This is a genomic window from Stenotrophomonas sp. GW821-FHT02D01 (genome assembly GCF_059421765.1).
The window spans coordinates 394,724-407,405 of sequence record NZ_JBWKVP010000003.1; the positions used below are offsets into that span (position 1 = coordinate 394,724).

The 12,682-nt window shown below is 66.6% G+C and carries 11 protein-coding genes; all 11 read left to right on the forward strand.

The window, feature by feature from the left end; all coding sequences use genetic code 11:
* Position 1 precedes the first annotated feature (1 nt).
* Entirely contained in the window at positions 2-1,195 is a 1,194-nt protein-coding gene (gene flgJ / locus AC07UW_RS09290) for a flagellar assembly peptidoglycan hydrolase FlgJ (protein WP_025879102.1), read from the forward strand.
* A gap of 8 nt (positions 1,196-1,203) precedes the next feature.
* Positions 1,204-3,084 carry a flagellar hook-associated protein FlgK gene (gene flgK, locus AC07UW_RS09295; RefSeq protein ID WP_495211911.1) on the forward strand — a complete coding sequence of 627 codons (1,881 nt, stop codon included), beginning with the start codon at positions 1,204-1,206 and terminating at the stop codon, positions 3,082-3,084.
* Positions 3,081-4,283 (forward strand): flagellar hook-associated protein FlgL, encoded by a 1,203-nt coding sequence (gene flgL / locus AC07UW_RS09300; protein ID WP_033831049.1) that lies wholly within the window; start codon positions 3,081-3,083, stop codon positions 4,281-4,283. Before flgK ends, flgL begins: the two co-directional genes overlap by 4 nt.
* Positions 4,284-4,650: 367 nt before the next feature.
* A complete protein-coding gene (locus AC07UW_RS09305) occupies positions 4,651-5,871 on the forward strand; it encodes a flagellin (RefSeq protein ID WP_025879099.1) in 1,221 nt (406 codons plus the stop codon).
* Between the two features lie 72 nt (positions 5,872-5,943).
* A complete protein-coding gene (locus tag AC07UW_RS09310; protein ID WP_032974832.1) occupies positions 5,944-7,134 on the forward strand; it encodes a flagellin in 1,191 nt (396 codons plus the stop codon).
* Between the two features lie 86 nt (positions 7,135-7,220).
* Positions 7,221-8,399 carry a flagellin gene (locus tag AC07UW_RS09315; protein ID WP_032974833.1) on the forward strand — a complete coding sequence of 393 codons (1,179 nt, stop codon included), beginning with the start codon at positions 7,221-7,223 and terminating at the stop codon, positions 8,397-8,399.
* 443 nt (positions 8,400-8,842) lie between these two features.
* Positions 8,843-10,261: a flagellar filament capping protein FliD gene (fliD, locus tag AC07UW_RS09320; RefSeq protein ID WP_336028160.1), complete on the forward strand. Its 1,419-nt coding sequence runs from the start codon at positions 8,843-8,845 to the stop codon at positions 10,259-10,261.
* A 129-nt stretch (positions 10,262-10,390) separates the two neighbouring features.
* Positions 10,391-10,807, forward strand: coding sequence for a flagellar export chaperone FliS (gene fliS, locus AC07UW_RS09325; RefSeq protein WP_025879005.1), 417 nt, complete (start codon positions 10,391-10,393; stop codon positions 10,805-10,807).
* A complete protein-coding gene (locus AC07UW_RS09330; protein ID WP_025879004.1) occupies positions 10,804-11,097 on the forward strand; it encodes a hypothetical protein in 294 nt (97 codons plus the stop codon). The genes fliS and AC07UW_RS09330 overlap by 4 nt, the downstream gene beginning before the upstream one ends.
* Positions 11,094-11,672: a PilZ domain-containing protein gene (locus AC07UW_RS09335; protein ID WP_025879003.1), complete on the forward strand. Its 579-nt coding sequence runs from the start codon at positions 11,094-11,096 to the stop codon at positions 11,670-11,672. The genes AC07UW_RS09330 and AC07UW_RS09335 overlap by 4 nt, the downstream gene beginning before the upstream one ends.
* 91 nt (positions 11,673-11,763) lie before the next feature.
* Positions 11,764-12,396, forward strand: a complete 633-nt coding sequence (locus AC07UW_RS09340; protein WP_025879002.1) for a response regulator — start codon at positions 11,764-11,766, stop codon at positions 12,394-12,396.
* Positions 12,397-12,682: the final 286 nt, after the last annotated feature.

The following is a 12,682-nucleotide window of genomic DNA, read 5'->3' on the forward strand; positions in this document are numbered from 1 at the left end:
CATGCGCATCACTCCCGCATTCGAACTCAGCCCGGCCCAGCAGAACGACCCGGCCAAGATCGACAAGGTCGCGCGCCAGCTTGAAGGCCAGTTCGCGCAGATGCTGGTCAAGAGCATGCGTGACGCCAGCTTCGGCGATTCGCTGTTCCCGGGTGAAAACAAGATGTTCCGGGAGATGTACGACCAGAAGATCGCCGAGGCGATGACCCGCGGCAAGGGCCTGGGCCTGTCGAGCATGATCACCCGCCAGTTGTCCGGCGCGCAGGCCGATGGCCCGGCGCTGGATACCCGGGTGGACCCGGCCAAGGCCAGCCGCGCCTACCAGCTCAATGCGCCGGCGGCGCCGTCGCTGCCGCTGCAGGATGCCGGCCAGGCCGTGCGCATGCTGCAGCAGATGGCGGCCGGTGTGCAGGATGGCGCGCAGTCCTCTGTCGCCCCGATGGAGCAGGCGCTGGACCTGATTGCGGGCCGGGAAAGCAGCGGCATGCACCGTTCGCTGGGTACCGACGATCCCTATGCCGGTGCCATCGGCGGCGCCGATTGGGCCGCTGCCAGCGACCAGTGGGCGCCGACCGCCAGCAACCGCGGCAGCAGCGGCACCCCGGCCGACGCACTGGCCACGCGCACCGCCGTCGCCCAGCTGGGCGCACATACCCCGGAAGGCTTCGTCGCCAGCATCTGGCAGCACGCGCAGAGCGCGGCCAAGGAACTGGGCGTGGACGCCCGCGCCCTGGTTGCCCAGGCAGCGCTGGAAACCGGCTGGGGCAAGCGCCAGATCAAGCATGCCGATGGCAGCACCTCGCACAACCTGTTCGGCATCAAGGCCACCGGCTGGAAGGGCCAGAGCGCTACCGCCGGCACCCATGAGTATGTCGATGGCGTGCGCCGCAACGAGACCGCCAGCTTCCGCGCCTACACCTCGCCCGCAGAGAGCTTTGCCGACTACGTGCGCCTGCTGAAGACCAGCCCGCGCTACCAGCAGGCGCTGCAGGCCGGCACCGATGTGCAGGGCTTCGCGCGCGGCCTGCAACGCGCCGGCTACGCCACCGACCCGCGCTACGCGGCCAAGATCGCCGCGATCGCCGGCGGCCCGACCATCGAGCGCGCCGTGGCCGCCGTGGCCGACGCCGGCTCACGCATCGGCCAGACCTTCGCCAGCACCGCAACCGCGGCGCTGGGTATCACCCGTCGTTGAGGAACCCCATGTCCAGCGTACTTTCCACCGGTACCAGTGCCCTGCTCGCCTTCCAGCGTGCGTTGGCCACCACCAGCCACAACGTGGCCAACCTCAACACTCCCGGCTACAGCCGGCAGAAGGTCGACTTCGCCACCGCCACCCCGCAGAACTATGGCTATGGTGACGTTGGCAACGGCACCCGCATCGTCGACATCCGCCGCGCCGCCGATCAGCTGGCGATCTCGCGCCTGCTCGACAGCGGCGGCGAACTGGCACGCCTGAAGCAGCTCTCGGGCATGGCCGACCGGGTCAATGCCCTGTTCTCCGACGCGGCCACCAACGTGGCCGGGGTCTGGTCGAACTTCTTCGATACCGTCAGCGGCCTGTCCTCCAACGCAGCGGGTACTGCCGACCGGCAGAACATGCTCGATGGCGCCAAGGCCCTGGCCAACCGCTTCAGCCAGCTCAACACCCACCTGAACAACCTCAATGGCGAGGTCAACAATGGATTGATGGCCGGTGCCACCGAAGTCAACCGGCTGGCGTCGGAGATCGCGCAGATCAACGGTGCCATCGGCACCAACATCGCCAACGCCGCGCCCGACCTGCTGGACCGCCGCGACCAGCTGATCTCGCAGCTGGTGGGCTACACCGGCGGCACCGCGGTGATCCAGGACGGCGGCATCATGAACGTCTACACCGCCGGCGGCCAGGCGCTGGTGGTGGGCACCACCGCATCGAAGGTCACCACGGTGGCCGACCCGTACCAGCCCGAGCGCCTGCAGCTGGCGCTGCAGACCCAGGGCGGCACCATCACCCTGGACCCGAAGGCCGTGGGCGGCCAGATCGGCGGCCTGCTCGAATTCCGCGACACCGTGCTGACCCCGGCCCAGGCCGAACTGGGCAAGCTGGCTGTGGGCCTGGCCGAGACGTTCAACAGCACCCATCGCCAAGGCGTGGATCTGTACGGACAGATGGGTGGCGACTTCTTCAACATCGGCACGCCGCGTGTCACCGGCAATGCCGGCAACACCGGGACCGGTTCGATCACCGCCAGCTATGGCGACCTCGGCAAGCTGGAAGCACAGAACATCGTGCTCAAGTTCGATGGCGGCAACTGGGCCGCCAGCCGCGCCGACACCGGCGCCAGCGTGCCGCTGACCGGCACCGGTACCGCTGCCGACCCGTTGATCATCAACGGCGTGAAGCTGGTGGTGGGCGGTACGCCGGCGGCCAACGACCGTTTCCTGCTGCAGCCGACGGCTGGCGTGGCCGGCAGTCTGGAGATGGCGATCACCGATCCGTCGCGCATTGCCGCGGCCGCCGCCATCAAGGGTGCTGCCGCACTGGCCAACACCGGCACCGGCAAGCTGAGCGGCGTGACCGTGACCGATGCGGCCAACGCCAACCTGCGCAATCCTGCTGCGATCGTGTTCACCTCGGCCACCACCTACACCATCGATGGCGGCCCACCGCAGACCTATACGCCCGGGCAGACCATCAGCGCCAACGGCTGGAGCTTCGTGCTCGATGGCGTGCCGAAGAATGGCGACACCTTCAACATCACCCCGACCCCGGCCGGCTCGTCGGACAACAGCAATGCCACCAAGCTGTCCAAGGTGGAATCGGCCAAGGCGTTCAACGCCGGCACGGTGACGCTGGGCGGCGCATTGGGCGGGCTGACCACCCAGGTCGGTGCAGCAGCGCGTTCGGCGGAGTATTCGCTGGGGGCGCAGCAGGTGATCGCCGACCAGGCACAGGCAGCGCGTGACGAAGTGTCCGGCGTCAACCTCGATGAGGAGGCGGCCGACATGCTGCGCCTGCAACAGGCCTACCAGGCCGCCTCGCAGCTGATCTCCACCGCCGATTCCATGTTCCAGACCATCCTGGGAGCCGTGCGCCGATGAGCAACCGCATCTCCACCGGAATGATGTACAGCCAGTCGGTAGCGCTGATGATGGCCAAGCAGGCCAAACTCAGCCACCTGGAACAGCAGATCGCCACCGGCAGCAAGATCGTCAGCGCCAAGGACGATCCGGTCGCCGCAGGCGCTGCGGTGGGCCTGGACCGCAGCCTGGCCGCACTGGAACGCATGAAGCTCAATGGCAACAACGTGCAGAACCGCCTGGGCGTGCAGGAAAACACCCTGGCCCAGGTCAACGACCTGATGGCGCGCGTCAACGATCTGACCATCCAGGCCAGCAATCCCGCCTTGAGTGCGCCCGACAAGAAGACCCTGATCACCGAGTTGAACCAGATCCGCGAGGGCCTGCTGTCGCTGGCCAACAGCAGCGACGGCACCGGCCGCTACGTGTTCGGTGGTACCAACGACAGCGATCCGCCGTTCGCCAAGATTGACGGCAAGGTCGTCTATCGCGGCGACCAGACCCAGCGCCAGGTGGAAGTCGGCCCGGATACCTACGTGCGCGACGCCCTGCCCGGCAGCGAGATCTTCCTGCGCATCCCCACCGGCGATGGCTTCGTCGATGGCAGCGCAGCGGCAGGCAACGCCGGCAATGGCGTGCTGACCAACATCACCCGTGATGGCAGCGACAGCTGGAACGGGCAATCGTTCAGCGTGCGCTTCACCGCGGCCGACCAGTACGAAGTGCTCGACGGTGCCGGCAACGTAACCGGCACCGGCACCTACAAGGCCGGCAGCGAACTGGAGATCAACGGCGTTCGCCTGCAGATCGCTGGCGCGCCAGCAACAGGTGACAGCTTCAACGTGCAGGCCGCCAGCAGCCGCGACATCTTCGGCACCATGGACAAGCTGATCGCCGCACTGGATGCCGATACCGGTACCCCGGCGAAGATGGCCGCGCAGCAGAACGAGCTGCAGAGCGCATTGCGTGATGTCGGCCGCGCGGCGGAACGGATGATCGATTCGCGCGCTGCCGGTGGCGCGCAGCTGAAGGCGCTGGACAACGCGGCGGAGATGCGCGAGGCCAATGGCGTGACGCTGAAGACCACGCTGTCGGAGATGCGCGACCTGGACTACGCCGATGCGTTGAGCCAGTACCAGCTGGAAAGCACCGCGCTGCAGGCGGCCCAGACGCTGTTCTCGCAGATGCAGTCGATGTCGCTGTTCAACAAGATCCGCTGATTCCACGCGCCAGCGCTGGAACCCAAGGCCGCGATGCCCTGCATCGCGGCCTTTTTCGTTTCTGCCGGGCATACGCCCCGCCGCCACCATTCAGCTTGCCGGGCAGGCGCCGATACCCCTTCTGGCGCCGGCCAGGTCCTGCCTGGCCGCCCGTTCCAGGCTTCACGCCGGCCCTTCCGTGTCGGCGGAAATCCCCGGAAAAACAGCTTTCAGCGACGAAATTCGGTTGCAACGAAATTCCCGGCTAAAGGTTGTTGACAAAGCGCCGTTATTCATTTGGCAACGGCGAAGCACACAGCCAAACAAAAAAATCAGGCGGCGCTTCGTTCCATTCACCAACGGGTTCCACATAAGAGGAGACGACCCCATGGCACAGGTAATCAACACCAATACGATGTCGCTCAACGCTCAGCGCAACCTGAGCACCAGCGGCAGCTCGCTCGCCACCACCATCCAGCGCCTCTCGTCCGGCCTGCGCATCAACAGCGCGAAGGACGACGCCGCCGGCCTGGCCATCAGCGAGCGCTTCACCACCCAGATCCGTGGTCTGGACGTGGCCATCCGCAACGCCAACGACGGCATCTCGCTGGCCCAGGTGGCCGAGGGCTCGCTGAACGAAGTGGGCAACAACCTGCAGCGCATCCGCGAACTGGGCGTGCAAGCCTCCAACGCCACCAACTCGGCCAGCGACCGCAAGGCGCTGCAGGCTGAAGTGACCCAGCTGGTCAGCGAAATCGACCGCGTCGCCAAGCAGGCCGACTTCAACGGCACCAAGCTGCTGGACGGTTCGTTCACCAGCCAGCTGTTCCAGGTGGGCGCCAACGCCGGCCAGGCCATCGCCATCAACAGCGTGGTCAACGCCAAGGCCGATTCGCTGGGCGCGGCCAGCTTCGCCAACGTCTACACCGGCACCAGCCTGGCTGCAGCCGACAAGGCCACCGCCGATACCACCTACTCCGGCCTGCAGATCTCGGTGACCCCGCCGGGCGGCGCCGCCACCACGGTCACCGTCAGCGACTTCACCGTGAAGGCAGGCGAATCGATCACCTCGGCCACTGCGGCCGCGATCAACAACAAGCTGGGCGAGACCGGCGTGGTCGCCTCCGTCAACGCCGGCGTGGTCAGCCTGGCCTCGGTCAAGGACGGCCAGACCTTCGCTCTGGGTGTCAGCGCCGCGACCCCGCCGGCCGGCGCCACCGCCGCCACCATCGCCGGCCTGGGCCTGACCGAGACCAGCACCAACGGCGGCACGCTGACCGGTGCAACGGCCAGCTTCGTCAAGGACCTGAACGTCACCACGGCCGAAGGCGCACAGAAGGCGATGTCCATCGTCGACAAGGCCCTCGAATCGGTCAACAGCGTGCGCGCCGACCTCGGCGCGATCCAGAACCGCTTCACCTCGGTGGTCGCCAACCTGCAGACCTCCTCGGAGAACCTGTCCGCATCGCGCAGCCGCATCCGCGATACCGACTTCGCCAAGGAAACCGCCGAGCTGACCCGCACCCAGATCCTGCAGCAGGCCGGTACGGCCATGCTGGCCCAGGCCAACCAGGTACCGCAGAACGTGCTCAGCCTGTTGCAGCGCTGACATGAGCCGCCCCCGGGGCACGTCGGGGGCGTCTAACCCAACTCACGTGCAACCGCTCAAGGACCTCTCCTCATGGCACAAGTAATCAACACCAACACGATGTCGTTGAATGCTCAGCGTAACCTGAGCACCAGCGGCAGCTCGCTGGCCACCACCATCCAGCGCCTGTCCTCCGGTTCGCGCATCAACAGTGCCAAGGACGATGCGGCCGGTCTGGCGATCTCCGAGCGCTTCGGCACCCAGATCCGCGGCACCGACGTGGCCATCCGCAATGCCAACGACGGCATTTCGCTGGCACAGGTCGCCGAAGGTTCGCTGACCGAAATCGGCAACAACCTGCAGCGCGTCCGCGAGCTGTCGGTGCAGGCCTCCAACGCCACCAACTCGGCCAGCGACCGCAAGGCACTGCAGGCCGAAGTGACCCAGCTGGTTTCGGAAATCGACCGCGTCGCCAAGCAGTCGGACTTCAACGGCACCAAGCTGCTGGACGGTTCGTTCTCCAGCCAGCTGTTCCAGGTCGGCGCCAACGCCGGTCAGGCGATTGCCATCGACAAGACCATCGATGCCAAGGCCAATGCCCTGGGTGGCGCCAAGTTCGACACCAACGCGCTGGCCCTGGCCGATCCGGGCACCAACGCTGATTTCAGCACCAGCGGCCTGTCCATCAACGGTGTGGCCATCGCCGACGTCTCGGTCAAGCAGGGCGCCGACGCCGCTGCCACCGGCAAGGCCTCGCGCGAAGCACTGGTGACCGCGATCAACGCCAAGATCGGCGAAACCGGCGTCTACGCCGAAGTGAACGGCACCACCGGCGTGACCCTGACCTCGGTCAAGGACAGCACCAACGCTGACGGCTCGTTCAAGGCCATCACCGCAACGCCGGGCACCTGGACCGGCGCCACCGCCCCGACCTTCACCGCCACCACCGCTGCGGCGGCACCGGCCTCGAAGTTCGCCAGCGATCTGGACGTCAGCACCGTCAAGGGTGCACAGCAGGCAATGGAAGTGGTCGACAAGGCCCTGGGTGCGATCAACAGCACCCGCGCCGACCTCGGTGCGATCCAGAACCGCTTCACCTCGGTGGTGGCCAACCTGCAGACCTCGTCGGAAAACCTGTCGGCGTCGCGCAGCCGCATCAAGGACACCGACTTCGCCAAGGAAACCGCTGAGCTGACCCGCACCCAGATCCTGCAGCAGGCCGGTACGGCCATGCTGGCCCAGGCCAACCAGGTGCCGCAGGGCGTGCTCAGCCTGCTGCGCTGATCGGCTCCTTGATCGACCACCGGGCGACGGCTGAGCTGCCGCCCGGTTCCTGAAATACGTTCCACCTTCGCCAAAGGAAAAGCACCATGGCACAAGTCATCAACACCAACACCATGTCCCTGAATGCTCAGCGCAACCTGAGCACCAGCGGCAGCTCGCTCGCTACCACCATCCAGCGCCTGTCCTCCGGTTCGCGCATCAACAGCGCCAAAGACGATGCGGCCGGCCTGGCGATCTCCGAGCGCTTCGGTACCCAGATCCGCGGCACCGACGTGGCCATCCGCAATGCCAACGACGGCATTTCGCTGGCACAGGTCGCCGAAGGTTCGCTGACCGAAATCGGCAACAACCTGCAGCGCGTCCGCGAGCTGTCGGTGCAGGCCTCCAACGCCACCAACTCGGCCAGCGACCGCAAGGCACTGCAGGCCGAAGTGACCCAGCTGGTTTCGGAAATCGACCGCGTCGCCAAGCAGTCGGACTTCAACGGCACCAAGCTGCTGGACGGTTCGTTCTCCAGCCAGCTGTTCCAGGTCGGCGCCAACGCCGGCCAGGCCATTGCCATCGACAAGACCATCGACGCCAAGGCTGGCTCGCTGGGCACCTCGACCTTCGCCACCGGCGCGACCGCTGCCCTGGCCGCCAGCACCGACGGTGCCCGCTTCTCCGGCACGGTGATGGGCGTGGACATCGGCACGGTTGAGGTCAAGGCCGGTGCCACCACGGCCGACGCATCCAAGGCCGTGGCGACCGCCATCAACGCCAAGCTCGGCGAAGCCGGCATCTACGCCGAAGCCAATGCCGACGGCACGCTGAAGCTGAGCTCGGTGAAGGAAGGCAAGGCTGTTGCCGCTGCCGATATCGCCCTGATGCGCAGCGACTACGATGCCACCGGCAAGACCTGGGGCACCGCGGCTGCCGCTGGCGCCTACACCGCCGGTACCGATACCTCGGCCAACGTGCAGAAGCTGGACGTGAGCACCGTGCTCGGCGCCCAGCAGTCGCTGGAAGTGGTCGACAAGGCCCTGGGTGCGATCAACAGCACCCGCGCCGACCTCGGTGCGATCCAGAACCGCTTCACCTCGGTGGTGGCCAACCTGCAGACCTCGTCGGAAAACCTGTCGGCGTCGCGCAGCCGCATCAAGGACACCGACTTCGCCAAGGAAACCGCTGAGCTGACCCGCACCCAGATCCTGCAGCAGGCCGGTACGGCCATGCTGGCCCAGGCCAACCAGGTGCCGCAGGGCGTGCTCAGCCTGCTGCGCTGATCCACGGCAAGAAGGCGCCGCTACCGTCGGGTTGAACCGACGGTAGCGGCAACCCGACAGCCACGGCGTACTCAGGTGCCGGCCATGCCCGGCCCGGGAAGCTTCCCGAACCGGCTTGGCATCGCCCGCCCCTGCGGACCTCTCTTTCAGCGTTGTGCATGTTGACTGTACGTACCGGGCGGCTTCGTCTCCCCCCGATTGTCAGTAGCCTGATCCCTCCCCTGCATTGGGGGAGGGTTTTTTACAGACCCCCGGCAGCCCGCGGTGAACCCACCCGCACCCTGCCCCAGACCTCCTGCAACCGGCGTGCCAGAATCGCCCCGCAAGCCAGTGGCACGGCGCATGCATCAACGAAGTCCTCAAGACCCAGCGGCACAGGCCGCTATTTTCGTTGACGACGGGCCGCCGTACGACGGCCAGGCCCGTATACCAGGAGAAACGACGTGGCAGACTTTGGATACGGTGGCATTGGCTCAGGGCTGGACATCTCCAGCATCGTCAACCAGCTGGTCGCAGCGGACCGCAAGCCGGCCGACAATGCGCTGAACCTGCAGCAGTCCAAGACCAAGATGCAGCTGTCGTCGCTCGGCACGGTCACCTCGGCCTTCGACAAGCTGAAGACCGCCCTGACCGCATTGAAGGCCACCACCGCCTTCGACACCCGAACCGTCAGCGCAACCGGCAAGGCCGGCCCCAACAACGCCGACGATGTGCTGACCGCATCGGTGGCGCTGTACGACCTCGGCACCACGAAGGCGGCCGCAGCCAACGGTACCCACAAGATCGAGGTGAAGAACCTGGCGTCGGCGCACAAGCTGATTGCCGACACGTCGGTTCCCAAGACCGATACCTTCGGTGCCGGAACCTTGACGCTGACCGTCGGCGTAGGCGACAAGGCCAAGACGATGAACGTACAGGTGGAGGAAGGCGACACGCTTACCACCGTCCGCAACAAGATCGACGCCGCCGGTCGCAAGGAAGGCGTGCAGGCCACGCTGATCAGCTCCGGCGACAACCAATACCTGTCCATCGCCCAGGAAAAGACCGGCGCGGCCAGCGCGATCAAGCTGGAATACGCCGGCAGCGATCCCAAGCTGGGCGCACTGGTCGGCAGCCTGAAGGAGAACAGCCCCGCCAAGGATGCGGTGCTGACCATTGACGGCGTGGAAGTGGTGAGTGCCAGCAACACCGTGACCGACGCGGTGCCAGGCCTGACCCTGAACCTGAAAGTGCCGGGCCTGAGCACCGTCACCATCAGCACCGACACCACCGCCGCAACCAAGGTGATGCAGGAGTTCGTCACCGCCTACAACGCGGCCGTCGCGGCGATCAACACCGAAACCAAGTACGACCCGAAGACCAAGGAAGCCGCCGCACTGACCGGCGATGCGCAGATGCGGGGTGCGATCGCGCAGCTGCGCTCGACGATGTCCGGCGTGCTCAAGGACCTGGCAGGCGACCAGCTGGACGCCAAGGCACTGGGCCTGCAGACCCGCGGCTATCCCAACGCCGACGGCACCCTGGTGCTGGACAGCACCAAGTTCGCCGCAGCCCTCGCCGCGCAGCCGGAGAAGATCCGCCAGGCGGTCACCGGCGATACCGGCGGTGCCGGCCGGCTGTATTCGCTGGTGGACGGCTACGTCAGCACCACGGTTGGCAAGGAAGGCGCCTTCGTCGCCCGCACCAAGGGGCTGAACACCACGCTGGACAACATCGACAAGCGCCGCAAGGATCTGGACGCGCGCATGGTCGGTGTCGAGGCCCGTTACAAGAAGCAGTTCGTGGCATTGGACAGCCTGATGGGCAAGCTGCAGCAGAGCAACACCGCCCTGCAGCAGCAGCTGGCCCAGTTGAACCGCTGAGGAAACACGCACGGCGCTCAAGTTTGGCGCCGTACGCACCGATAACGGACGCAACAGCAATCATCGCAGTGCCGGCGTCAACGGTCCCTTCGACCGCACCCCGGCACCCCGCGCAAGGGAGAATCACGAATGTACGGTTCCAGCCGTCAGTACGCCGAGCAATACCGCCAGGTGGGTGTGACCAGTGCGGTCGCCGATGCCGATCCGCACAAACTGGTGGCGCTGCTGCTGTCTGGCGCGCTGGAGCGCGTGCGCCGTGCACAGGCCACCCTCGACCAGGGCGACCAGGCCGGCAAGGGCAAGGCGATCGGCGAAGCATGCGCGATCGTCGCCCATCTCAACGGCTCGCTGGACCATGAAGCCGGCGGCGAAATCGCCGGCAACCTGTCGGCGCTGTACGACTACCTGCTGCAGCGCCTGACCGAAGCCAACCTGCACAACGACCGCGCCGCACTGGACGAATCGCTGCAGCTGCTGGGCGAGATCGACGGTGCCTGGAATGCCATTCCGCACGAACAGCGCCGTCCCGCGGCGGTGGCGCCATGAGCCTGCTTGAACTCAACGCGCAGCTGGATGCATTCGAGAAGGCCCTCGACGAAGAGGCCTTCGAACAGGCCGACAGCCTGCTCGATGGCCATGACAGCACCCTGCACGCACTGCTGAGCCAGCCGCTGGGCAGCGCCGACCACGCGCCGCTTTCGGCCCTGCTGGAGCGCCAGCAGAGCCTGCTCGGCCTGCTGCGCCAGCGTCGCGACGCAGTCTCCGTGCAGATGCAGGACGGCCGCCGCTCCCTTCGCGCCGCGCATGCCTACCTGCAGGCAGAATCGCTGGCATGACTGTGCTGCCGACCACGTCCCTGCACCACCCGGCTGAAAGCGAGCTGTTCGACGAAACGCTCAGCTGTGAACTGGCCCTGCCCGCCGAGTTCCAGGCCGGCAGTGCAGTGGGCCGGACCAGCAGTGCCGAAGGCCTGCTGCGCAGCTTGGCACTGGTCGAAGACAGCCGCATCGACGAACACGAAGAACGCAGCGAAGCCAGCCTGCAGCTGCAGCGCCTGGAAGCCAAGGTGGACCTGACCATGGTCCTGCTCGGCCGCCTGATCCGCCAGCAGGGCCAGGAACCAACGCTGCGCCCGGTGCGCTGGTCGCGCCGTGGCATCCGCCTGCAGCTGGGCCCACGCAGCGGCAGCACGCCCGGCCAGGCCGGCGTAGTCCGCCTGCAACCCAGCGACTGGCTACCGGACCATATCGACCTGCCGGTGGAAGTCATCGCCGAAGCGGCCGATGGCGGTGGTGGTCACTATCTGTGGCTGCGCTTCCATCGCCTCGGCGATGGCCTGGAAATGGCGATGGAACGGCATCTGTTCCGGCTGCACCGCCGGCAGGTGGCCGAGGCCCGCCGCGCACGCTGAAATCTGCCACCATGCAGGCGGACGGACAGCCCTTGGCGTGCCCGTTCAGCTAAGTTAAGGTGGACCCCCCTCCCCAACCTCCAGCGTGCCTGTGCGAGTTCTCATCGTCGACGATCACACCCTGGTTCGCGCCGGCCTGGCGCGGCTGCTGCAGGGGTTTGCCGACGTGCAGCTCGTCGCCGAGGCCAGCAATGCCGAACAGGCACTGCAGATGGCCCTGCAGCACGCACCGGACGTGGTGTTGATGGACCTGTCGCTGCCAGGCCGCACCGGCCTGGAAGCACTGAGCGACATCCGCCTGCGCGCACCCGGTACGCGCATCGTGATGATGACCATGCACGACGACGCCGCCCACGTGCGCGACGCCCTGGATCGGGGTGCCGTCGGCTTCGTGGTCAAGGATGCCGCACCGCAGGAGCTGGAACTGGCGCTGCGTGCCGCGCATGCAGGCCAGGTATTCCTGAGCCCGCAGATCTCGGCCAAGATGCTGGCGCCGATGCTCGGTCGCGAAAAGCCGACCGGCATTGCCGCACTGTCGCCGCGCCAGCGCGAGATCCTTCGCCGCATCGGCAAGGGCGAGAGCAACAAGGAAATCGCCGCCGATCTTGGCATCAGCGTCAAGACGGTGGAGACCCATCGCGCACGCATGATGGAATCGCTGGGCTGCCGTCGCGCCAATGATCTGCTGCTGCTGGCCGCGCGCCACCAGCACGAACTGGAATGACGCCCCCGCGTCGGCGGTAACGCCGCTGCGCCACTGGCAGGGCCGGCGCCGAAATACCGTCACCCACACGCATCCCGACGGGATTCCGTACAGCACGCACGACCTGCCGCCGTGGCCGCTGACCACGAATCAATGACTTGGCGCGCGTAATCGTCAAAATCCCGCGTTTGTGTAGGGGTTTTCCCTACACGGTGTCGGGAACACCACCAACACCCTCAGGAACCCCCCGATTCCGCCCCTGCCGGATCAAAAGCAAGATGTGTTCCACAAGGCGTCGGGGAGCGGC